Origin of the sequence: Dokdonella fugitiva, assembly GCF_004342425.1 — a bacterium.
Lineage (GTDB): Bacteria > Pseudomonadota > Gammaproteobacteria > Xanthomonadales > Rhodanobacteraceae > Dokdonella_A > Dokdonella_A fugitiva.
Map to the genome: position 1 here is coordinate 218,576 of NZ_SLWQ01000004.1, position 22,186 is coordinate 240,761.

The following is a 22,186-nucleotide window of genomic DNA, read 5'->3' on the forward strand; positions in this document are numbered from 1 at the left end:
TTACACAATCACCGCCGCTCAATGGCCGCACGCGGCATCGTGCACGTGCGCATGGGCGAGGCGCAGGTTGGCGAGGTGCGAAAGCGCGACGAGCATGCCGCCGAAACTCACCAGCAACGCATGCACGAACGGGCGTCCGTCGACGTCGACGACGACGCCCGCGACGAGGAGGAGGACACCGGGAACGAGGAAACCGAATGCCCGGAAACGACGGTGGCGCCGGAATCCGAAGGCGAGCGACGCCAATGCGAGCGCGCTCGCGAAGGCGATGAACGCGCGCTCGAACGCATGATCGGCGAGGAAGCCGAGCCCGAGGGCGGGCAGGATCGCGAGCAAGAGCGGCAGCGCGGCGCAATGCAATGCGCAGGCGAACGAGGCCGTGGCCCCGAACCGGTCGGCGAAGCGCGCGAAACGTCCTGGATTGCGTCCTGCCAACTCGGTGACTCCAACGAGGCTACACTGTAACGCGGCGCACTTCGGCATGGCGGTGAATGATGGCTTTTTCAAGCGGATGGCGCGTGGGCCCGCAGCCCTCGTTGTTATAATATAACGCAAAACTGAACCTTGCCCGAAGCGGCCCGCAGGTCGTCCGGCATCTGCCCGCACACCGGGTGGAATGGCTGCTGTGATGCAGCATGACAATCCCGCCATCGGCCCGCATAATGTAAACGTTTACATCCACTCGTTGCGCACATGGCCGTAACCATCAAGGACGTTGCCAAAGCTGCGGGCGTGTCCGTCGCGTCGGTATCGCGCGCGCTCAACGGACGCGACAACGTGACCGACGAGACGCGGCACCGCATCCTCGATGCCGCCAGCAAGTTGCGCTACCGCCCCAATGATGCCGCGCGTAGCCTGATCACGCGGCGCACGCGGACGATCGGCGCCGTCCTGCCGGACCTGCACGGCGAATTCTTCTCGGAACTCATCCGCGGCATCGACGTCGCCGCGCGCGCGCAGGGCTTGCACCTGCTGGTGTCGAGCTCGCACGGCGACGCCGACGAAGCCACCGCGGCGATCCGCTCGATGCAGGGTCGCGTGGACGGGCTGCTCGTGATGTCGCCGCACGTCGACGCCTCGTTCCTGCATGAAAGCCTGCCCGAGGCGTTGCCGGCCGTGCTCATGAACGCACCGCCGGAGCCGTCGCGGTTCCCGACGCTCAACCTCGACAATCATGGTGGCGCCTTCGCGATGACGCGCCACCTGCTCGCCCGCGGCTGCCGGCGCATCGCGATGATCGGCGGCCCGGCCGGCAACCTCGACGCCGACGAACGCCGTCGCGGCTGGCTCGACGCCCTTGCCGCGGCGTCGCTCGCACGCGACGCGTTGCTGCTCGACGGCGATTTTTCCGAAGAGTCGGGCCATGCGGCGGGCCTGCGCATCGCCGCGCTCGCGCGACGGCCGGACGCAGTCTTCGCGGCCAACGACATGATGGCGGTCGGCTGCCTCATCGCGCTCGCCGAGCACGGCGTGCATGTCCCTGGCGAGATTGCACTCGCCGGCTTCGACGACGTGCCGATCGCGCGCTACGTGACGCCGCAGCTGACCACCGTGCGCGTGCGGATCGCCGATCTCGGCCGCGCCGCCTTCAACCGCCTCGTCGCCGAACTCGAAGCACCGGGAACGCTGCCGGTGCGCAGTGAAGTCTTGCCGTGCGAAATCGTCGTGCGCGCCTCGAGCGGCACGACCTGACCTTCCAGTCGAAGCCACGTGAGCATGCCGGGGAGAGAGCCATGCCTGCACCGATCCTGAAGAAGAAGCTGCTCGCGGCGATGATCGCGAGCGCCGTCGTCGCGACGAGCGCCCTGCCGACGCTCGCCTGGGCACAGACGGCCGATGCGAACCTGCGCGGCAAGGCGCCGGCGAACAGCGAGATCACCGCGAGGAACGTCGCCACCGGTGCCGTGCGCCGCACCAAGGCGAGTGCCGAAGGTGCCTATTCGCTGGTCGGCCTGCCGCCCGGCACGTACCAGGTCGATGCCGGCGCGGGCACCGCACGCACCGTCACCCTGACCGTCGCCTCGACGGCAACGCTCGATCTCGCCGCGGCGCCGACGGGCACGCCGACGACGACGCTCGAGGGCATCACGGTGACCGCGCAGGTGCTCACCGAGGTGAAGACCTCCGAAGTCGGCAATACGGTCTCGCTGCACCGCATCCAGACCGTGCCGCAGATCACGCGCAACTTCCTCGAGTTCGCAGACACCGTGCCCGGCATGGTGTTCAGCACCGATCCGAGCGGACACACCAAGCTCACCGGCGGCGGCCAGAGCGCGAACAACACGAACGTGTTCATCGACGGCGTCGGCCAGAAGAATTACGTCAAGGAAGGCGGCGTCGCCGGCCAGTTCAACTCGCAGGGCAATCCGTTCCCGCAGCTCGCGATCGGTGAATACAAGGTCATCACCTCGAACTACAAGGCCGAGTACGACCAGATCTCGAGCGCGGCGGTCACCGCCGAGACCAAGTCCGGCACCAACGAATTCCACGGCGAGGTGTTCCACACCTATACCGACCAGGACTGGCGCTCGAGCACGCCGGCCGAGGACAACGCGCACGGGAAGATTCCTTCGATGGAGAAGGAATACGGCATCGCCCTCGGCGGCCCGATCATCCGGGATGCGATGCACTTCTTCTTCACTTACGAAGCAAAGCGCTTCGACACGCCGATCACGGTCGTACCGGGTACGACCATCGAAGGCGGCGACATCCGCAACCTCCTCCCCGCGAACGTGGCGGCGGAGTTCGGTCCGGCCGACCTGCCGTTCACCGAGGACCTCTACTTCGGCAAGATCGACTGGGAATTCTCCGATCGCGACCGCTTCGAGATCAGCAGCAAGGTGCGCAAGGAGGACCAGGCCGACAACATCGGCACCTCGCAGGCGCGTTCGGCGAGCATCCTCGTCAAGAACAACGACACGCGCATCGATGCGCGCTGGCAGCACAGCGCCGACAGCTGGTACAACGAGCTGCTCGCGAGCTGGGAGAAGACCTACAACGCACCGACGCCGCTCAACGCCGGCAACGGCTACGTCTATACGCTCGCCCGCGGCAGCGACGACGCCACCATCGTCAGTACCGCGGCCGCGTCGCCGCTGGCGACGCAGAACAAGGGCCAGAAGGGGCCCAGCATCCAGGACAACCTGACCTTCAGCGACTTGAACTGGATGGGCAACCATACGGTCAAGCTCGGCGCGAAGTACAAGAAGGTCGACCTGACCGCGCAGGACGCGGCCGACGTCAATCCGCAGTTCACCTTCAATGTCGGCCCCGAAGGCACCGCCGATACCCCGTACAAGGCATTCTTCACGAGTCCAGTGCCGGGCCTCGACCCGGTCGCCCGGTCGGCCGACAAGCAGTTCGGCGCGTACATCCAGGATGACTGGGAGGTCAATGACCACCTGACCTTGAACCTCGGCGTGCGCTGGGACTACGAGGACAATTCGTCCTACCTCGACCACGTGACGCCGGCCAACGTCATCGCCGCGCTGAACAGCCCCAACCCCGACCCGAATGCGCCGCCGGGCCAGACCTACGCGGACGCCTTGCGCCTCGGCGGGGTCGACATCAACGACTACATCAGCAACGGCCACAACCGCAGCGCCTACAAGGGCGAATGGCAGCCGCGCCTCGGCTTCTCCTACGACATCGGCGCGGACGAGCAGCACGTGATCTTCGGCGGCGCCGGCCGTGCCTACGATCGCGACCTCTACGACTACCTGCAGCTCGAGCAGACCAAGTCCGCGCTGCCGCAGTTCACCGTCTGGTTCCGCGACCCGCTCACCGGCCAATGCCGCAATGGCAACAATCCGTGCTTCGACTGGGATCCGAACTACCTCAACGGCCTCGCCAACCTGCAGGCGCTCGTCGCGGCGAGCAATGTCGGTTCGGAAGTCGACATGATCAACAACCACCTCAAGGTGCCCTACTCCGACCAGTTCAGCCTCGGCATGCGCAATGCGCTCGGCGACTGGAACACGAGTGCCGCGGTGTCGCGCATCCTAAGCAAGAACGGCTTCGTGTTCACGCTCGGCAACCGCTACCCGAACGGCGCGTTCTGGATGAACGGCGGACAGCCATGGGGCAACGGCGTGCCCGGCTTCGGTGCGCTGATCATCGGCAACAACGGCATCGAGACGAAGACGACGCAGGTGCTGCTGTCGGCCGAGAAGCCGTACACGAGGGAATCGGGCTGGAGCGCATCGATCGCCTACACCTACACCAATGCGAAGCAGAACCGTGACATCAACGAGCACTACGCGTTCGACGGCGAGACGATCGGCGACTATCCGTTCATCACCTCGAACGCGGCGGCCAGGCATCGCCTCGTCGCGACCGGCTCGATCGACGGTCCATGGGGTTTCCTGTTCTCCGGCAAGATCACCCTGGCGACGCCGATCCCGCACAACGACATCGGCTGCTTCGAGGACCCGAACCGCTTCTTCCCGTCGGGCGCGCACTGCGGGCCGGTCGCCTCGATCCCGGGCGGGCAGGACCTCGGCTTCGGCGGGCACTTCCTCGGCTATCGCTCGCTCGACCTGCAGGCGACGAAGAACTTCGACCTCTCCGCGGGCCTGTCGGCGTATATCCGCATCGACTTCCTCAACGTGTTCAACTTCAAGAACTACAATGACGTGCTCGTCAGTTCGAACGGCACGTTCAGCCAGACCGTCGCGATCTACAACCCCGTCGGCAACATCACCGGCGTACCACGCACGATGAAGGTCACGGCGGGCTTCCGCTTCTGACCGGACGCGGCGCGATCGTGGCGCTTGCACCGAAGCATTGCGCCGTGGCGACACGCCCGGCGCGATGCCGGACGACCCGGGCGGCGCGGGCCTGGCGAACCATAACCTCATGCCGAACCTTGGGAAACCCATGAAATTCATGCCTCGCTTCGGCCGCCTCGCGGCCTTCGCGGCGCTCCTCTCGTTCGCATTCGTCGCATCGCCGGGACGCGCGCTCGACGAGGGCGCCTGGTCTTCCCGCTCAAAACAGGATCGTGCGCTGCTCGAGGACGTCGAGCAGCGCACGTTCGCGTTCTTCAAGGACAGCGCCAACACCGCCAACGGCCAGGTCCCCGACCATTGGCCCGACGACCACGGCGGCGACTATTTCTCCTCGATCGCGTCGGTCGGCTTCGGGCTCACCGCCTACGGCATCGGCGCCGAGCGTGGCTGGATGACACGCGGCGAGGCGGTCAAGCGCACGCTCGCGACCTTGCGCTTCTTCCATGACGCGCCCCAGGGCGAGCAGCCCGACGCGACCGGCTACAAGGGTTTCTACTACCACTTCCTCGACATGCAGAGCGGGCGTCGCTACCACTCGGCCAAATGGGTGGAGCTGTCGACGATCGACACCACGCTGCTGCTCGGCGGCGTGCTGTTCGCGCAGTCCTACTACGATCGCGACACGCGCGACGAACGCGAGATCCGCCGGCTCGCCGAGGCGATCTACGCGCGCGTCGACTGGAACTGGGCCTCGCCACGCGCACCCGCGGTCGCGATGGGCTGGACGCCGGAAGCGGGCTTCATCCACGCCGACTGGCGCGGCTACAACGAGGCGATGCTGCTGTACGTGCTCGCGCTCGGTTCGCCCACGCACGCGGTCGAGCCGGCCGCATGGAGCGAATGGACGGCCACCTACGATCACACCTGGGGCACGTTCCAGGGCCAGCAGCACCTCGGTTTCGCGCCGCTGTTCGGCCACCAGTACAGCCACGTCTGGATCGACTTCCGCGGCATCCGTGACGAGTACATGCGCGCGCACGACCTCGACTACTTCGAGAACAGCAAGCGCGCGACGCTCGCCCAGCGCGAGTACGCGATCCACAACCCGCTGCAGTGGAAGGGCTACGGCAAGGACGTGTGGGGCCTCACCGCCTGCAACGGCCCGCGCAAGGACATCCGCATCGGCGAGATCGATCGCTACGCGAGCGATCCCAAGCCGTTCCATGGCTACATCGCGCGCGGCGCGGGCCTGTTCGGCACGATCGACGACGGCACGATCGCGCCGACCGCGGCGACGTCGTCGATCGCGTTCGCGCCCGACATCGTCATCCCCGCGATCCGCGCGATGCGCGAGCGCGACGGCGGCGTGCTCTACACCCGCTACGGCTTCGTCGACGCGTTCAACCCGAGCTTCGACTATGCCGACCGGCCGCTGCGCACCGGCCGCGTGGTGGAAGGCGTCGGCTGGGTGGACACTCTCTATCTCGGCATCGACCAAGGCCCGATCGTCGCGATGATCGAAAACTATCGCAGTGGCTTCGTCTGGAACGTGATGCGGAAGAATCCGCACATCCGGCGTGGCCTCGCGCGCGCCGGCTTCATCGGTGGCTGGCTCGCGCATGACGCGCCACAGGGTAGGACCACCGGAAAGGAATGAACGCGCTCGCCCGCCTCGCCTCGCTCGCGCTGCCGTTCGTGCTCGGCGCATGCAGCGGTGCGCGCGAGGAGGGCGTGACGTTGCGGTTCTGGGCGATCGGTCGCGAGGCCGAAGTCGTGCCTGCGCTGCTCGCCGATTTCGAGCACCTGCATCCGGGCGTGCACGTCGAGGTTCAGGCGCTGCCTCTCACCGCGGCGCACGAGAAACTTCTCACCGCGTTCGCCGGCGATGCGCTGCCCGACCTCGGCCAGCTCGGCAACACCTGGTTGCCCGAGCTCGCCACGCTCGGTGCGCTCGAACCGCTGCAGGCGCGCGTCGATGCCTCGCCGGCCATCGACGCCGACGACTACTTCCAGGGCATCTGGGACACGAACGCCATGGACGGCCGCCTCTACGGCGTGCCGTGGTACATCGACACGCGCCTCCTGTTCTACCGCACCGACCTGCTCGCCGCGGCCGGCTTCGACGCGCCTGCGCGCGACTGGGCCGGATGGTCGCGCCAGCTCGCCGCGGTGAAGCAGCATGCGAAGCCCGGCGACTATGCGATCCTGCTGCCGCTCAACGAGTTCGAGCTGCTCGTCAACCTCGGCGTGCAGCAGGCCGATCCGCTGCTGCGCGACGATGCGAGCCGCGGTAATTTCGAAAGCGCGGGCTTTCGTCGCGCCTTCGCCTACTACGTCGACATGTACCGCAATGGCTGGGCGCCGCCGATGAGCGACACGCAGATCTCCAACGTCTGGGACGAGTTCGCGAACGGCTTTTACGCGTTCTACGTCACCGGGCCCTGGAACATCGGCGAGTTCAAGCGCCGCCTGCCCGCCAGCATGCAGGGCAAATGGATGACCGCGCCACTGCCCGGGCCGGACGGACCGGGGGCGGCGATCGGTGGCGGCAGCAGCCTCGTGATGTTCCGCGCCTCGCGCCACAAGGACGAGGTCTGGCAGCTCATCGAATTCCTCTCGCGCCCGGAGCAGCAGCAGCGCCTGCACGCACTCTGCGGCGACCTGCCGCCGCGACGCAGCGCCTGGCAGGGCAGCGCGCTCGCGGGCGAGGCGTACGCGACGGCGTTCCGCGACCAGCTCGAACGCGTGGTAGCCGCGCCGAAGGTCCCCGAATGGGAGCGCATCGCGCAGGAAATCCGCTACGCGGCGGAGCGCACCGTGCGCGGCGGCCAGTCGATCGATGCCAGCCTCGCCGAGCTCGACGCGCGCGTCGACGCGATCCTCGCCAAGCGGCGCTGGATGCTCGGGCGGCGCAAGACGGCGCCATGAACGAACGGCGCGCCGCCTGGCTGTTCACCCTGCCCGCGCTCGTCGTGATCGGGCTGTTCTTCTTCGTGCCGGTGCTCGCCGCATTCGTGCTGAGCCTCACCGACTTCGACCTCTACGCGCTCGCCGACCTCGGCAACCTGCGCTTCGTCGGGCTCGGCAACTACATCGATGTGCTGCGCGCGCCGCTGTTCTGGAAATCGCTCGGCAACACGCTCTACTTCGTCGGCGTCGGCGTGCCGCTGTCGATCGCCGCGTCGCTCGGCGCCGCGCTCCTGCTCGACTCGCGCCTCGCGCGCTGGAAGGGCGTTTTCCGCACCGCGCTGTTCGCACCGGTCGTCACTACCGTCGTCGCGGTAGCGGTGATCTGGCGTTATTTGCTCCACACGCGCTACGGACTCATCAACTACCTGCTCGCGAAGGCGGGCATCGCGCCGATCGACTGGCTCGGCGACCCGCACTGGTCGATGCCCGCGATCATCCTGTTCGCGGTGTGGAAGAACTTCGGCTACAACATGGTGATCCTGCTCGCGGCGCTGCAGGCGGTACCGGCCGAACTGCGGGAAGCCGCGCGCATCGACGGCGCCAATGCACTGCAGCAGTTCCGCCACGTCACCCTGCCGCTGCTGCGTCCGGCGCTGCTGCTCGTCGCGATCATCACCGTCGCAGGCTATTTCCAGCTGTTCGCCGAGCCGTACGTGATGACGCGTGGCGATCCGCTGCAGAGCACGGTCAGCGTGCTCTACTACATGTACGAGGAAGGCTTCGAATGGTGGAGCCTCGGGCGCGCGACCGCGATCGCGTTCTTGCTGTTCGCGCTGATCCTCGTCGTCACGCGCGTGCTCGTGCGCATCGGCAAGCGCGGGGGCTATGCATGAGCCGGCGCTGGCCCGCGTTCGCGATCAACGGCGCCCTCGCCGGCCTCGCGGTCGTCGCGCTGTTCCCATTGCTGTGGATGCTCTCGGTCTCGTTCATGCAGCACGGCGAGGCGAGCACGTATCCGCCACCGCTGCTGCCGTCGCGGCCGACGCTCGCGAACTACCGCGAGCTGTTCGAGCGCGCGGGCATGGGGCGCCACCTGCTCAACAGCGCGATCGTCGCCACGCTCACGACCCTCGTCTCGCTCGCGTTCAACCTCGCCGCCGGCTACGCGTTCGCGAAGCTGCGCTACGCCGGACGCGAACGCGTGTTCCAGGCCCTGCTCGGCGCGCTGCTGATCCCGGCGCAGGTCGGCATGATCCCGCTGTTCCTGATCATGAAATGGCTCGGCCTCGTCAACAGCTATGGCGGCGTGGTCGTGCCGGCGCTGGCGAGCGTGTTCGGCATCTACCTCGTGCGCCAGTACGCGCGCTCGATCCCCGACGACCTGCTCGAGGCCGCGCGCATCGACGGCGCGGGCGAACTGCGCATCTTCGCTTCGATCGTACTGCCGCTGCTGAAACCCATCGTCGTGACGCTGGCGATCTTCACCTTCCTGGCAAGCTGGAACGATTTCATGTGGCCGTTGATCGTGCTCGGCGACCAGGCGTGGCAGACCGCGCCGGTCGCGCTCGCCGCACTCTCGCGCGAGCACGTGCAGGACAACGAGCTCATGATGGCGGGTTCGGTCGTCACGCTCGTCCCCGTACTCGCGCTGTTCTTCGTGCTGCAACGCCATTACATCGAGGGGCTGCTGCTCGGCAGCGTGAAGGGATGATGCGCGCCGCGTCCCTGTCCGCCATCGCACTCACCGGCGCGTTCGCAGCGAACCCCGCAGCCGCCACGCCGGCGTTCGACGACGCGTTCGCCGATCCAACCGCGTGGACCGCCACGGGTTCCGACCAGGTCGAGGCCTCCCTGCGCCGGGATGGCGACGCACTCTGCCTCGCGTTCGACTTTCACGGCGTCTCCGGTTTCGCGTCGATGCGCCGGCGCCTGCCGATCGACTACCCGGACAACTACGCGTTCTCGTTCCGCGTGCGCGGCAATGCCCCCGGCAATGCGTTGCAGTTCAAGCTCGTCGACGCGAGCGGCGACAATGTCTGGTGGGTCCATCGCCCCAACTTCGTCTTTGCACGCGAACCGCAGGCGCTGCGGCTGAAGAAGCGCCAGGTCGACTTCGCCTGGGGACCGGCGACCGACAAGGTGCTGCGGCATAGCGAGTTCGTCGAGTTCACGATCTACGCGGGCAGCGGCGGCAGGGGCGAAGCGTGCTTCGATCGCCTCGCGTTCGAGCCGCTGCCGCCCCTCCCGGCGACGTGGCCGCGACCGCGCGCACGTGCATCCTCGTCGCAGGCCGGGACATCGGCCGCGTTCGCCCTCGACGGCGATGCCGGCACGGCCTGGCGCAGCGACCCGCGCCGTGGCCGCGCGCAGGCCTTCACGCTCGACTTCGGCCTGCCGCGCGAATTCGGCGGCATCGTGCTGCACTGGAGCGACGACGCACCCGCGACGCGTTACGACGTCGCGCTGTCCGACGACGGCCGCCATTGGCGCGACGTTCGCCACGTCGAAACCGGCAATGGCGGCATCGACCCGCTCGCATTGCCCGAGTCGGAGTCGCGCTACCTGCGCATCGCCATGCACGACGGCCCGAAGGAGGGTTATGGGCTCGCCGCGATCGACGTCGAGCCGCTCGCCTTCGGCGCATCGACCAATGCGTTCTTCGGGGCCCTCGCGCAGCGCGCGAGGCGCGGGCTTTACCCGCGCGGCATCCTCGGCGAGCAGACCTACTGGACCATCATCGGCACCGACGGCGGCCACGAAACCGGCCTGCTGTCCGAGGACGGCGCGCTCGAAGTCGCGCACGGCGGCTTCTCGATCGAGCCGTTCCTGCTCGACGAGCAGGGCCGGCTCACGACCTGGGCGGACGCGACGATCACGCATTCGCTGCAGGACCGCTACCTGCCGATGCCGGGCGTGCATTGGCAGGCGCGCGACATCGAACTCGATACCGACGTGTTCGCAGCCGGCGAACCCGGTGACTCGCGCCTCGTCGCGACCTACCTCGTGCGCAACACGGGCACGCGACCGCGCGCGCTCACGCTCGCACTCGCCGTGCAACCGTTCCAGGTGAACCCGTCGGTGCAGTTCCTCAACACGCCGGGCGGCGTCAGTCCGATCCGGTCGCTCGGCTACGCCGATCGCGCGGTCGTCGTCGACGGTCGCGCGCGCGTGTACACGCGCGATGCGCCGGAACGCTTCGTCGCGAGCGCCTTCGACGCGGGCATGATCGCCGAGCGGCTCGCGACGCGGGGCGCCGCGCTGCCCGCGGCAGCCGTCGACGACCCGACGCGGCTCGCCTCCGGCGCCCTGCTCTACCGGCTCGAACTTGCGCCGGGCGCGAGCCGCGCGATCGCCCTCGCCGTGCCGCTCGACGCGGGCGCGACGGCGCCGCTCGACGGCATCGGCAGCGAAGCGGCGCTCGCGGCCGCACGCGCGCGCGTCGCCGCGCGCTGGCACGACGTGCTCGACCGCGTGGACCTGCGCGTGCCCGGGCCGGCGCAGCCGCTCGCCGACACGCTGCGTACCGCACTCGCGCACATCCTCGTCAGCCGCGACGGCGCGGCGCTGCGACCCGGAACGCGTTCGTATGCGCGTTCGTGGATCCGCGACGGCGCGATGATGGCCGACGCGCTGCTGCGCCTCGGCCATGCCGATGTCGCGCGCGCCTACCTCGACTGGTACGCGCCGTACCAGTTCAAGAGCGGCAAGGTGCCTTGCTGCGTCGATGCGCGCGGTTCCGATCCCGTGCCCGAGAACGACAGCCACGGCGAGCTCGCCTACCTCGCCGGCGAAGTCTGGCGCTACACCCGCGACCGTCGCGTCGCCGAGGCGGCGTGGCCGCACGTCGATGCCGCGGTGAAGTACATGGATGCGCTGCGCGCCGGCGAACGCGGCGCGGCGAATCGCACCCCCGCCACGGCGGCGAACTACGGCCTCATGCCGGCCTCGATCAGCCACGAAGGTTATTCGGCCAAGCCGATGCATTCGTACTGGGACGACTACTGGGCACTCGCCGGCTACGACGCCGCCATCCTGCTCGCCGGCGTGCTCGGCCGCGACGCCGACGCCACGCGCATCGCGAAGGAACGCGACGCGTTCCGTGCCGACCTGCACGCGTCGATCAGGACCGCGGTCGCCGCGCACGCGATCGACTACCTGCCCGGTTGCGCCGAGCTCGGCGACTTCGACGCGACCTCGACGACCATCGCGCTCTCGCCCGCGGGCGAGCAGGACGCGTTGCCGCAGGAGCTGCTGCACAACACGTTCGAACGCTACTGGCGCGAGTTCGAGCGCCGCCGCGACGGCGGCGCCTGGAAGGACTACACGCCGTACGAATGGCGCTCCGTCGGCAGCTTCGTGCGGCTCGGCTGGCGCGATCGGGCGCACGCCGCGATCGCGTTCTTCATGCAGGGCCGGCGCCCGGCCGAGTGGAACCAGTGGGCCGAAGTGGTCGGGCACGATGCGCGCGCGTCGCGTTTCGTCGGCGACATGCCGCACGGCTGGGTCGCGTCGGATTTCATCCGCTCCGTGCTCGACCTGTTCGCCTACGAACGCGAAGGCGACGAGGCACTCGTGCTCGCCGCAGGCGTACCCGACACCTGGCTCGACGGAGACGGCGTCGCGGTCGACGGCCTGCGCACGCCGTACGGGGAATTGTCGTATACGCTGCGTCGCGACGGTACGCGCACGCACCTGCATGTGGCGCGCGGCAGCTTGCGCCTGCCGCCCGGTGGCGTCGTGTTTCCGCTCGCCGACCTCGCGTCCGCGCGCATCCGCCTCGATGGCAAGGTGGTCGAAGCGCGCGCTCGCGAAGTGCGCATCCGCGCGCTGCCGGCCGACCTCGTGATCGACCCGCGCACCACGCGTTGACCCGGCTCAGCCGCGCGCGCGGCCGATCGCCGCGAGCGAGCGCGCCGATGCTTCGCTGACGAGGTCGTAGCGCCCCTGCGCGATCCAGTCCGCGCGCACCATCCACGAGCCGCCGACGCAGGCGACATTGCGCTCGGCGAGGTAGTGCGGCGCATCGGCTTCGCCGATGCCACCCGTCGGGCACAGCAGCACGTCGGCGAGCGGTGCCTGCAGCGCGCGCACGAGCGGCAGCCCGCCGACCGCGCTGGCCGGGAACAACTTGCAGACGCGGAAGCCGCGTGCGTGCAACGCGAGCAGTTCGGTCGGCGTCGCCGCGCCGGGGACCGCGGGCAGGCCGCACATGGCGAGTGCGTCGGCGAGCGCGGGCGGCGTGCCCGGCGTGACGAGGAATTGCGCGCCGGCGGCGCGCACGGCGTCGATCTGGCCCGGCGTGAGCACGGTGCCCGCACCGACCGCGATGCCGTCGACATCGCGTTTCACCGCGGCGATCGCCTCGATCGCCGCGGGCGTGCGCAAGGTGATCTCGATCGCCGTGATGCCGCCGGCGAGCAGCGCGCGCGCGACGGCGACGCCCTGCTCGGCCGAGGCGACGGTGACGACCGGCAGGATGCGCGTGGCGCGCAGCAGCCCGATCGCGGCGTATTGCGTGTCTCCGAGGCGCGCGTCGTCGGTCGTCATCGGTCTCAGGCATCCTTCGCTTCGAACGGCGCGTACGCGGCGACGCGGCCGAGATCGTATTCGGTTTCCGTGCGGCGCTCGCCGACCGGCGTCGGCGGCCGTGGCGGGCCGCACGAGATCGACAGCGCACCCTCGTCCGCCGGGCCGACGTTCGCGCGGCTCAGGGCGAACAATGCGCGGCCGATGTCCAGACCCGCCGGTGAACCGTTCGGCGCGGGCCGGCGCGCGCTCCACGTCGCCGCGTCGACGCGCGCCTCCAGCACGCCGCCTTCGCAATCGACGAGCACGATGTCGCCGTCGCGCACGAGCGCGATGCCGCCGCCGAGGTCCGCTTCCGGGGTCACGTGGATCGCCGACGGCACCTTGCCTGACGCCCCCGACAGGCGACCGTCGGTGACGAGCGCGACCTGCCGTCCCTGGTTCTGCAGCATGCCGAGGAGCGGCATGAGGCTGTGCATTTCGGGCATGCCGTTCGCTCGCGGACCCTGGTAGCGCACGACCGCGACGAAGTCGCGTGGCAGCCCACCCTGCTTGTGCAGCTCGCGCAGGCGGCCCGGATCGTCGACGACGACCGCGGGCGCTTCGACGCGCCGATGCTGCGGCTTGACCGCGGACACCTTGACGAGCGCGCGGCCGAGGTTGCCCTGCAGCAGGCGCAGCCCGCCGGTCGCCTCGAACGGCGCGCTCGCCGGGCGCAGGATCGCGTCGTCGGCACTCGCCGGCGCCGCATCGACGTAGCCGATGCCGCCCGCGTTGAGGCGCGCATCGCGTGCATACGCGCGCAGGCCGCCCGGCACGATCGTCTCGACGTCGTGCAGCAGGCCCGCGTCGAGCAACTCGCGGAACACGAATGCGGTGCCGCCCGCGGCATGGAAACGGTTCACGTCGGCATCGCCGTTCGGATAGATGCGCGCGAGCAGCGGCACGCACGCGGCGAGCTCGTCGAAGTCTTCCCAGGTCACGAGCAGGCCGGCGGCACGCGCGACCGCGACGAAGTGGATCGTGTGGTTGGTCGAGCCGCCGGTGGCGAGCAGCGCGACGATCGCGTTGACGAGCGCGCGCTCGTCGACGAGGCGACCGATCGGTCGGTAATCGTCGCCCAGCGCGGTGATTGCGGCCGCACGCATCGTCGCCGCACGCGTGAATGCGTCGCGCAACGGCGTGCCCGGGTTCACGAACGAGGTGCCCGGCAACTGCAGGCCCATCGCCTCGAGCAGGATCTGGTTCGAGTTCGCGGTACCGTAGAACGTGCAGGTGCCGGGCGCGTGGTACGACGCGGATTCGGCCGCCAGCAGTTCCTCGCGCGTCGCCTGGCCGGCCGCGTAGCGTTCGCGCACGGCGGCCTTCTCCTTGTTCGGCAGGCCCGACGGCATCGGACCCGCGGGCGCGAACACGACCGGCAGATGGCCGAACGCGAGTGCGCCGATCAGCAGGCCCGGCACGATCTTGTCGCACACGCCGAGGCAGAGCGCCGCATCGAATGCGTCGTGGCTGAGCGCGATGCCGGTCGCCTGCGCGATCACGTCGCGACTGAACAGCGACAGCTCCATGCCGACGCGGCCCTGCGTGACGCCGTCGCACATCGCCGGCACGCCGCCGGCGACCTGCGCGGTCGCGCCGACCGAGCGCGCCGTTTCGCGGATCAAAGCCGGATATGTTTCGAACGGCTCGTGCGCCGACAGCATGTCGTTGTAGGCGGTGACGATGCCGATGTTCGGCCGCGCCGATCCCATCAGCGCCGCCTTGTCGGCCGCGCCGCAAGCGGCCGAGACGTGGGCGAGGTTGCCGCAGGAAAGATGGCTGCGGTTCGGACCGCGCGTGCGGGCGCCGTCGACGAGCGCGAGATAGGCGGCGCGCGTCGCGACGCTGCGCTCGCGGATGCGCTGCGTCACGGCCTCGATGCGCGGATTCATGGACATGAATGGACTCCGGAGCGGCACCGCCTCACGCGGCGCACCAGTGGACATGGAGAGGCGTGCTGCCGACATCAAGCGCTGCGCGCACCGGCGCGTGCAGCGCGTCCTCGTTCACGGCGCGTTCGAACACCGAGCGTTTGGCACCGCCGCGCAGCAGGAGCAGTCGTGTCGGAGCGCCGGCCCAGCCGGCCGGCGTGAGGCTGATGCGCCGCGGCCAGCGCCCCGCTCCGGCGCAGCCTTGCGCATCGATCGCGGCATACGGCTCGGCGGTCGAGAGCGCGGCGGCGAGGCCGCGCGAACCCGGGAACAGCGATGCCGTATGTGCGTCCTCGCCCATCCCGAGCACGACCGCGGCGAGCTCGAGCGTGCCGCTCGCTGCACGCAGGCGTGCATTGGCTGCCTGGACCGCCGCGTCGAGCACGGCGTGCGCCGGGCGCAAGGGCCAGAACTCCGCGGCCGCCGCGGCCCCCGTCAGCAGCGTCTCCGCGGCGAGTCGCGCATTGCTGCCGTCGGCGTCGAGTTCGACGTCCCGCTCGTCGACGAGCGAGACGACGACGCGCGACCAGTCGAGCTGCTCCGCGGCGAGTGCGCGATGCACGGGCGCGGGCGTGCTTCCTCCCGAGACCAGGATCAGCGCGCGCGGCGAGCGTGCGAGCGCCGCGACGAGCGCGTCGCGCAACGCGCCGGCCGCACCGCGCGCCCACGTCGATTCGTCGGTACTCGCATGCCAGACGTGACGCGCGGTCATGCCGGATCCCCTGCGCGCGTCAACGCGCGACCGGCATCGAGCACCGCCAGCGCGGCCGCGCCGAGCAAGCCCGCATCCTCATGCAGCACCGCGATCGTCGGCACGCCGGCGAGCACGCGCGCATAGCGGCCCTTGGCCTCGAAGCGGCGGCGGAATTCGCCGGCGTCGAGGCGCGCGAGCAGTTTCGGCGTGAGCCCGCCCGCGACGTAGACGCCGTCCCAGGCGCCGAACGCGAGCGCGAAATCGCCGGCGATCGAGCCGAGCATCGCGCAGAAGCGGTCGAGCGTCGCACTGCACGCGGGGTCGTCCGCGGCCGCGGCGGTGATCGACTCCGGCGTTTCGCGTGGCGGCGCGTGCGGATGCAGCGCCGCATGCAGGTTGACGAGGCCGGAGCCGCACAGCACGCGTTCGGCCGAAACACGACCGAAGCGCGGCATCAGCCGGCGCAGGACTTCGAGTTCGACCTCGTCGCCGGGCGCGAAGCCGACATGGCCGCCTTCGGTCTCGAGCGCGACGTAGCGCCCCTGCTCCACGATGAGGCCACCGACGCCGAGGCCGGTGCCGGGGCCGACGATCGCATACGTGCAACGCCGGCGCGGATCGGCCGCGCGATGCGTGCCGCCGAGCGGATGCACGTCGCGCGCGCCGAGCAAGGGAACGCAGTGGCTCATCGCGGCGAAGTCGTTGACGATGCGCAGTTCGTCGAGGGCGAGCTCTGCCATCAGCGCGCTGCGCGAGAGCAGCCAGGGATGATTCGTCATCCGCACGCTGTCGCCGGTGACCGGGCCGGCGACCGCGAACACGCCGCGGCGCGGGCGCTGCGGCAGGGCTTCCAGGTAGTCGCGCGCAGCATCACCGAAGCCGGCGAAATCGGCCACGCGCCGGCGCCGCACGCTGCCATCGAGCAGCGGCATCGGCGCGCCGGTGTCGGCGAGCGCGAAGCGCACGTTGGTGCCGCCGACGTCGGCGAGCAGCACCCACTCGCCGGCGGCGCGCTCCATCACGCCGTGCGCGCCGCGCGCGCGCGCTCGGCCGAGGTCGGCAGGTTGCGCAGGAAATCGGCGGCCGCGCCCGGCCCCCAGCTGCCGGCCATGTACGGCAGGATCGGCGCATCGGACTCGCGCCAGGCCGATTCGATGCTGTCGATCCAGGCCCATGCCGCTTCGACCTCGTCGCTGCGCACGAACAGGGTCGAGTTGCCGTTGAGCGCATCCAGCAGCAGCCGTTCGTAGGCGATGCGCCGACGCAGCGGCGGCTCCATCGACAGGTCCAGCGGCAGCGGCTGCAGTTGCAGCGCTCCCCATTCCGGCCCGGCGAGGCTGCTCATGAGTTCGAGCTCGATGTTCTCGCTCGGCTGCAGGCGCAGCACGAGGCGGTTCGGGCTCGCGCGTTCGCGCCGCGGTTTCTCGAACAGCCAGTGCGAAGTCGGCCGGAAGTTCACGACCACCTGGGTCACGCGCTGCGCGAGCCGCTTGCCGGTGCACAGTCGGAACGGCACGCCCGCCCAGCGCCAGTTGTCGATCGATGCGCGCAGCGCGACGAAGGTCTCGACCGGCTCGCGCCCCTTCACGGCCTGCAGCTGGAAGCCGCGCACGGGTTCGCCGTCGACGAGGCCGGCCTCGTAGCGGCCACGCACCGATTCGGTGCCCACGCCGTCGGCACGGAACGGCCGCAGCGCACGCAGCACCTTGACCTTCTCGTCGCGCAGCACGTCGGCGTCGAGCGACGCGGGCGGCTCCATCGCGACGAGGCAGAGCAGCTGCAGCACGTGGTTCTGCACCATGTCACGCAGCGCGCCGTAGTCGGCGTAGTAGCTCTCGCGGCCGTCCACGCCGGCCGTTTCGGCGACGAGGATGTCGACCGACTCGATCCAGCGGTGTTGCCACACCGCTTCGAGCAGGGTGTTGCCGAAGCGCAGCGCGAGCAGGTTCTGCACCGCCGCCTTGCCGAGGTAATGGTCGATGCGGAAGATGCGGTCCTCGCCGAGGCAGGCGTCCAGCGCGGCGTTGATCGCGCGCGCCGAGGCGAGGTCGCTGCCGATCGGCTTCTCCAGCACGAGGCGCGAGGGCGCTTCCAGCAGGCCGGCCGCCTTGAGCCCCTGCGCGATCGTCACGAACAGGTACGGCGGCGTCGCGAGGTAGCTCACGCAGCGACCGCTGATGCCGGCGAGCGCCGGCGCGATCGCCGCCGCGTCGGCGAGGTCGACGTGCACGTACTCGACGCACGCGAGCAAGGCCGCGACCGCATCGCTGCCGGCCGCTTCCCTGGCGAGCTTGTCGCCGAGCCAGGCGCGGAATTCCTCCGTCGACATCGGCTGGCGTGCGACCGCGACGATGCGGAATCCGCCGGGCAGCAGGGCGTCCACGGACAGGTGCAGCAGCGACGGGAACAACTGGCGCGCGGCAAGGTCGCCGGTGGCGCCGAACAGCAGCAGCGTGTCGTGCAAGTGTCGCCTCCTTCTCGCGCGCCGCCGGGGCGGCCTGGACGCCTGCGCGGCGGGGCTACTCGGCGAGGGCGCGACCGTTGCTTCCGACGATCCTCGAATACAGCCGCGCGCTCCGCTTGGGCGTGCGCTTCTGCGTCTGGAAGTCGACGTGCACGATGCCGAACCGCTTGGAGAAGCCGAGCGACCACTCGAGGTTGTCGAGCAGCGACCACGCCATGTAGCCGCGCACGTCGCAACCCATGCAAATCGCCGCATGGATCGCCCGCAGGTGCTTGCGAAGGTAGTCCACGCGCAGCGGATCGTCCAGCGTGTCGCCGTCGGCGACCGGCGGGTCGTAGAACGCCGAGCCGTTCTCGGTGATGTAGACCGGTGGATTGCCGTAGCGGTCGCGCAGCCAGACGAGCGTGTCGGTGAGGCCCTGCGGGAACACTTCCCAGCCGGTTTCCGTATAGGTCGCGTGCTGCTTCACCGGCGCGGCCTTGAGCGGCCACGCCTGTTCGTCGTGACGCGTGACGCTGCGCGTGTAGTAGTTGAAGCCGACGTAGTCGATCGGCTGGCGGATCAGTTCGAAATCCTCGGCCGGCCATTGCGGCCACGCTTCGCCGAAGATCTCCTCGAGTTCATCGGGATAGCGACCGAAGAACACCGGGTCGAGATACTGCCGGTTCATGTACGCATCGGCGCGGCGGACCGCGGCGCGATCCTCGGCGCTGTCGCTCGCCGCGTACTTCGGCTCGAGGTTCACGACCAGGCCGATCGCATGCTTGCCTTCGGCGCGGTACGCCTGCACGGCCGCGCCGTGCGCGCGCAGCAGGTGGTGGGTCGCGATCGGCGCCTCGAAGCGGTTGCGGTGGCCGGGCGCGAGCGCGCCGTGCAGGTAGCCGCCGTCGGTGACGACCCACGGTTCGTTGAGCGTCGCCCACTTCTTCACGCGACCATCGAACCTGCGGTACATCACCGATGCGTACTCGGCGAACCAGTGCGCGATGTCGGGGTTGAGCCAGCCGCCGCGATCGTCGAGCGCGGCAGGCAGGTCCCAGTGGTAGAGCGTGAGCAGCGGCTCGATACCGTTTTCGAGCAGGGTGTCGACGAGGCGATCGTAGAAGTCGAGGCCGCCCGGGTTCACGCGGCCCTTGCCTTCCGGCAGGATGCGTGCCCAGGCCACGCTGAAGCGGTACGCCTTGAGGCCAAGTTCGCGCATGAGGCGCACGTCGTCCTTGTAGCGGCGGTAGTGATCGCAGGCGACGTCGCCGGTGTCGCCGTCGTGGACCATGCCCGGCGTGCGCACGAAGCGATGCCAGATGCTCGGCCCGGCACCATCGACGAGTGGCGAGCCTTCGATCTGGTACGCCGACGTCGCGCTGCCCCAGAGGAAGCCTTGCGGAAACTCGAACGCCTGGCTCATCGCCCTTCCCTGCCTGTGCGGACCGCTGGAACTCGCGGCGTGAAAACGATTACATTGCAGGATAGCGCAAGCGGTATCCGATGTGCAGCTATCTTGGCCCGACCCTCCGGCCCTGCGCCGGATGGAGGGATCCGCCCGATCGCACCGGGCAGCGACGCGACAGGCAGCCGATGGCAACCGTCCGATTCGAGCACGTCCGCAAGGTCTACGAGAACGGCTACGTCGGCGTGGACGACGCCGATTTCGAGATCGCGCACGGCGAGATGCTCGTGCTGGTGGGCCCGTCCGGCTGCGGCAAGTCGACCCTGCTGCGCATGGTCGCCGGGCTCGAAACGATCACCGCGGGCACGCTCTCGATCGGCGGGCGCGTCGTCAACGAGGTTTCGCCACGCGACCGCGACATCGCGATGGTGTTCCAGAACTATGCGCTCTATCCGCACATGAGCGTCGCGGACAACCTCGCGTTCGGCCTCAGGCTGCGCGGCACGCCGAAGGCCGAACTCGAGCGCCGCGTCGCCGACGCGGCGGCGATGCTCGACCTCGGCCGCCTGCTGCCGCTCAAGCCCGCGCAACTCTCCGGCGGCCAGCGCCAGCGCGTCGCGCTCGGCCGCGCGCTCGTGCGCCAGCCGGCGGTGTTCCTGCTCGACGAGCCGCTGTCCAACCTCGATGCCAAGCTGCGCCTGTCCACGCGCGTCGAGATCGCCAAGCTGCATCGCGCGGTCGGCGCGACGATGATCTACGTGACGCACGACCAGATCGAGGCGATGACGCTCGGCCAGCGCATCGTCGTCATGCGCGACGGCCGCGTGCAGCAGATCGATGCGCCGATGCGCCTGTACGAACGACCGGCGAACGCGTTCGTCGCGACCTTCGTCGGCAGCCCGAAGATGAACCTGCTCGAAGGACCGCTGTGCGAGCGCGACGGCACGCTGCGCGTGCGCATCGCCGACGGCATCGAGCTCGCGCTCGCACCGCCGCCGGCGCTGCTGGCGAAGCTGCGGGCCTGCGCGGATCGCGGGATCATCGTCGGCCTGCGCCCGGAACACCTCCACGTCGCCCGCGACGACGACGATGACGCCGTCCCCGCGCGCGTCGAATCGGTCGAGCCGGTCGGCAACGAAGCGTTCCTCAACCTCGATTGCGGCGGGCGCGAACTCGTCGTGCGCCTGCCGCCGCACGACCTGCCGGCCGCCGGCGACGCGCTCCGGCTCGGCTACGACGCGGAGCGCATGCACTTCTTCGAACGCGAAGGTGGACGGCGCATCGACGCCGACGCGCCGTGAATCGCCGCCTCGCCCGGTTCGTCGCGCTGTTCGTCCTCACGGCCTGCAGCGGCGCGATCGCACGGGAAGGGATCGCCGATCATGCCTCGCCCGCCCCTTGGGCGTGGAGATCATGAACGCGGCGGCTACGCGCTGCGGGAACGCGCCATCGCGCCAGGGGTGGACCGCTGACGTTCAGGCCGGTACGACGGCGGCGCGGCAGGCCGCGCAGATGCCGTGCACTTCGAGCGTCTGCGCTCGCGGGCGGAAGCCGCGCTCCTTCGCCTGCTCGGACAGCAGCCGGGATACGCGCTCGTCGCAGACTTCGACCGCCCCCGAGCACACGTCGCAGATCAGGAAAGGCACCTGGTGTGCCTCGTTCGGATGGTGGCAGCCGACGTAGGCATTGATCGACTCGAGCTTGTGGATGAAGCGGTTCTCGAGCAGGAAATCGAGGGCGCGGTACACCGTCGGCGGCGCCGCGCTGCCGTGTTCGTCCTTGAGGCGATCGAGCAGGTCGTAGGCCTTGACCGGCTTTTCCTCGGCGGCGATGAGTTCCAGCACGCGCAGCCGCAGCGGCGTCAGCCGCAACCCGCGCAGCTCGCACGCGCTCGACACCGCGCCGACGAACGCGTTCGCGTCGTGCTCGTGTTCGTGATGGTGGCTGTGTCGACTGGCGTGGCTCATGGCGGGCGTCCGGCGGCAGCCCATCTTAACGCCCGCCAAGAAGCCGCGGGAGCCATACGGATGCCGTCATGCCGTACATGCGACCGTGCCGCATGAAGTAAAGGCTCCGCCTCATTCGCAGGAAGTCACCAGCTGCCGCGCTGCCGCTCGACGCGCTTGAGCGTCGAGCGCTCCGAACGCGCAGCCGCCGCGGCCAGGTTCACGCCGCAGTGCCGGCACGCCTTCGCACGCGGTACGTTGCCCTTCCCGCATTCGGGGCATTCGCCCAGGCCCGACTTCGACAGCAGGATCACCGCCCAGCCGATCGGACCGAGCGCGGCTCCCCAGACGAGTCCCGCGAGCCAGCGGCCGCGCACCCAGCCGATCGCGAGGCCGACGACGGCGCAGCCGATGGTGATGCCGATCGCCCATTGCCACAGCACGGGATCGAGCAGCACGCGCATGCAGGTCGCCAGGGCCGCGGGGGCGGAATCGGGATCGTTCGCATCGAGCGCGAGGAACGCGCTGATGCAGGTATCGAGCGCCATGCGTGGAT

General features: G+C 69.6%; 17 protein-coding genes. 8 read left to right on the forward strand and 9 right to left on the reverse strand.

Annotated features, from left to right (window positions below; genetic code table 11):
- Positions 1-18: 18 nt before the first annotated feature.
- The gene (locus EV148_RS09800) at positions 19-435 is read right to left on the reverse strand and encodes a MerC family mercury resistance protein (protein WP_241988041.1); all 417 of its coding nucleotides are present in this window, start codon (positions 433-435) and stop codon (positions 19-21) included.
- Positions 436-693: 258 nt separating this feature from the next.
- Here EV148_RS09800 and EV148_RS09805 point away from each other — a divergent pair, with 258 nt between their 5' ends.
- The 7 genes from EV148_RS09805 (at position 694) to EV148_RS09835 (ending at position 12,509) form a co-directional block, all read left to right on the forward strand.
- A complete protein-coding gene (locus tag EV148_RS09805) occupies positions 694-1,692 on the forward strand; it encodes a LacI family DNA-binding transcriptional regulator (RefSeq protein ID WP_131997275.1) in 999 nt (332 codons plus the stop codon).
- Between the two features lie 41 nt (positions 1,693-1,733).
- Entirely contained in the window at positions 1,734-4,748 is a 3,015-nt protein-coding gene (locus tag EV148_RS09810) for a TonB-dependent receptor (RefSeq protein WP_131997278.1), read from the forward strand.
- A 130-nt stretch (positions 4,749-4,878) separates the two neighbouring features.
- Positions 4,879-6,387, forward strand: coding sequence for a glucoamylase family protein (locus EV148_RS09815; RefSeq protein ID WP_131997281.1), 1,509 nt, complete (start codon positions 4,879-4,881; stop codon positions 6,385-6,387).
- Entirely contained in the window at positions 6,384-7,658 is a 1,275-nt protein-coding gene (locus EV148_RS09820) for a sugar ABC transporter substrate-binding protein (protein WP_131997284.1), read from the forward strand. Before EV148_RS09815 ends, EV148_RS09820 begins: the two co-directional genes overlap by 4 nt.
- On the forward strand, positions 7,655-8,533 hold the full coding sequence (locus tag EV148_RS09825; protein WP_131997287.1) for a carbohydrate ABC transporter permease: 879 nt from the start codon (positions 7,655-7,657) through the stop codon (positions 8,531-8,533). The genes EV148_RS09820 and EV148_RS09825 overlap by 4 nt, the downstream gene beginning before the upstream one ends.
- Positions 8,530-9,351 carry a carbohydrate ABC transporter permease gene (locus tag EV148_RS09830; protein ID WP_131997290.1) on the forward strand — a complete coding sequence of 274 codons (822 nt, stop codon included), beginning with the start codon at positions 8,530-8,532 and terminating at the stop codon, positions 9,349-9,351. The genes EV148_RS09825 and EV148_RS09830 overlap by 4 nt, the downstream gene beginning before the upstream one ends.
- A complete protein-coding gene (locus EV148_RS09835; RefSeq protein ID WP_241988042.1) occupies positions 9,351-12,509 on the forward strand; it encodes a discoidin domain-containing protein in 3,159 nt (1,052 codons plus the stop codon). The genes EV148_RS09830 and EV148_RS09835 overlap by 1 nt, the downstream gene beginning before the upstream one ends.
- Before the next feature lie 6 nt (positions 12,510-12,515).
- Here EV148_RS09835 and eda read toward each other — a convergent pair whose 3' ends face one another.
- The 6 genes from eda to EV148_RS09865 are packed head-to-tail and all read right to left on the reverse strand — an operon-like array spanning position 12,516 to position 19,702.
- On the reverse strand, positions 12,516-13,187 hold the full coding sequence (gene eda, locus EV148_RS09840; RefSeq protein ID WP_131997296.1) for a bifunctional 4-hydroxy-2-oxoglutarate aldolase/2-dehydro-3-deoxy-phosphogluconate aldolase: 672 nt from the start codon (positions 13,185-13,187) through the stop codon (positions 12,516-12,518).
- Between the two features lie 5 nt (positions 13,188-13,192).
- Positions 13,193-15,106, reverse strand: coding sequence for a phosphogluconate dehydratase (gene edd, locus EV148_RS09845; protein ID WP_131997299.1), 1,914 nt, complete (start codon positions 15,104-15,106; stop codon positions 13,193-13,195).
- Positions 15,107-15,131: 25 nt separating this feature from the next.
- Positions 15,132-15,851, reverse strand: a complete 720-nt coding sequence (gene pgl, locus EV148_RS09850) for a 6-phosphogluconolactonase (RefSeq protein WP_131997302.1) — start codon at positions 15,849-15,851, stop codon at positions 15,132-15,134.
- Positions 15,848-16,852: a glucokinase gene (gene glk, locus EV148_RS09855; RefSeq protein ID WP_131997483.1), complete on the reverse strand. Its 1,005-nt coding sequence runs from the start codon at positions 16,850-16,852 to the stop codon at positions 15,848-15,850. Before glk ends, pgl begins: the two co-directional genes overlap by 4 nt.
- On the reverse strand, positions 16,852-18,297 hold the full coding sequence (gene zwf, locus EV148_RS09860; RefSeq protein WP_131997305.1) for a glucose-6-phosphate dehydrogenase: 1,446 nt from the start codon (positions 18,295-18,297) through the stop codon (positions 16,852-16,854). Before zwf ends, glk begins: the two co-directional genes overlap by 1 nt.
- A gap of 55 nt (positions 18,298-18,352) precedes the next feature.
- Positions 18,353-19,702, reverse strand: coding sequence for a GH1 family beta-glucosidase (locus tag EV148_RS09865; protein ID WP_131997308.1), 1,350 nt, complete (start codon positions 19,700-19,702; stop codon positions 18,353-18,355).
- A gap of 170 nt (positions 19,703-19,872) precedes the next feature.
- On the opposite strand from EV148_RS09865, the gene EV148_RS09870 reads away from it, so the two are divergent.
- Entirely contained in the window at positions 19,873-20,985 is a 1,113-nt protein-coding gene (locus EV148_RS09870) for an ABC transporter ATP-binding protein (protein WP_131997311.1), read from the forward strand.
- Positions 20,986-21,159: 174 nt separating this feature from the next.
- On the opposite strand, the gene EV148_RS09875 is transcribed toward EV148_RS09870, so the two are convergent.
- Positions 21,160-21,651 carry a transcriptional repressor gene (locus EV148_RS09875; RefSeq protein WP_131997314.1) on the reverse strand — a complete coding sequence of 164 codons (492 nt, stop codon included), beginning with the start codon at positions 21,649-21,651 and terminating at the stop codon, positions 21,160-21,162.
- 125 nt (positions 21,652-21,776) lie between these two features.
- A complete protein-coding gene (locus EV148_RS09880) occupies positions 21,777-22,178 on the reverse strand; it encodes a zinc ribbon domain-containing protein (protein WP_131997317.1) in 402 nt (133 codons plus the stop codon).
- Positions 22,179-22,186: the final 8 nt, after the last annotated feature.

Excerpts from the sequence above, each read along its gene's own strand:
- EV148_RS09805 (WP_131997275.1), top strand. The coding sequence starts at position 694 with ATGGCCGTAACCATCAAGGACGTTGCCAAAGCTGCGGGCGTGTCCGTC.
- EV148_RS09810 (WP_131997278.1), top strand. The coding sequence starts at position 1,734 with ATGCCTGCACCGATCCTGAAGAAGAAGCTGCTCGCGGCGATGATCGCG.
- EV148_RS09815 (WP_131997281.1), top strand. The coding sequence starts at position 4,879 with ATGAAATTCATGCCTCGCTTCGGCCGCCTCGCGGCCTTCGCGGCGCTC.
- EV148_RS09820 (WP_131997284.1), top strand. The coding sequence starts at position 6,384 with ATGAACGCGCTCGCCCGCCTCGCCTCGCTCGCGCTGCCGTTCGTGCTC.
- EV148_RS09825 (WP_131997287.1), top strand. The coding sequence starts at position 7,655 with ATGAACGAACGGCGCGCCGCCTGGCTGTTCACCCTGCCCGCGCTCGTC.
- EV148_RS09830 (WP_131997290.1), top strand. The coding sequence starts at position 8,530 with ATGAGCCGGCGCTGGCCCGCGTTCGCGATCAACGGCGCCCTCGCCGGC.
- EV148_RS09835 (WP_241988042.1), top strand. The coding sequence starts at position 9,351 with ATGCGCGCCGCGTCCCTGTCCGCCATCGCACTCACCGGCGCGTTCGCA.
- eda (WP_131997296.1), bottom strand. The coding sequence starts at position 13,187 with ATGACGACCGACGACGCGCGCCTCGGAGACACGCAATACGCCGCGATC.
- edd (WP_131997299.1), bottom strand. The coding sequence starts at position 15,106 with ATGTCCATGAATCCGCGCATCGAGGCCGTGACGCAGCGCATCCGCGAG.
- pgl (WP_131997302.1), bottom strand. The coding sequence starts at position 15,851 with ATGACCGCGCGTCACGTCTGGCATGCGAGTACCGACGAATCGACGTGG.
- glk (WP_131997483.1), bottom strand. The coding sequence starts at position 16,852 with ATGGAGCGCGCCGCCGGCGAGTGGGTGCTGCTCGCCGACGTCGGCGGC.
- EV148_RS09865 (WP_131997308.1), bottom strand. The coding sequence starts at position 19,702 with ATGAGCCAGGCGTTCGAGTTTCCGCAAGGCTTCCTCTGGGGCAGCGCG.
- EV148_RS09870 (WP_131997311.1), top strand. The coding sequence starts at position 19,873 with ATGGCAACCGTCCGATTCGAGCACGTCCGCAAGGTCTACGAGAACGGC.
- EV148_RS09875 (WP_131997314.1), bottom strand. The coding sequence starts at position 21,651 with ATGAGCCACGCCAGTCGACACAGCCACCATCACGAACACGAGCACGAC.
- EV148_RS09880 (WP_131997317.1), bottom strand. The coding sequence starts at position 22,178 with ATGGCGCTCGATACCTGCATCAGCGCGTTCCTCGCGCTCGATGCGAAC.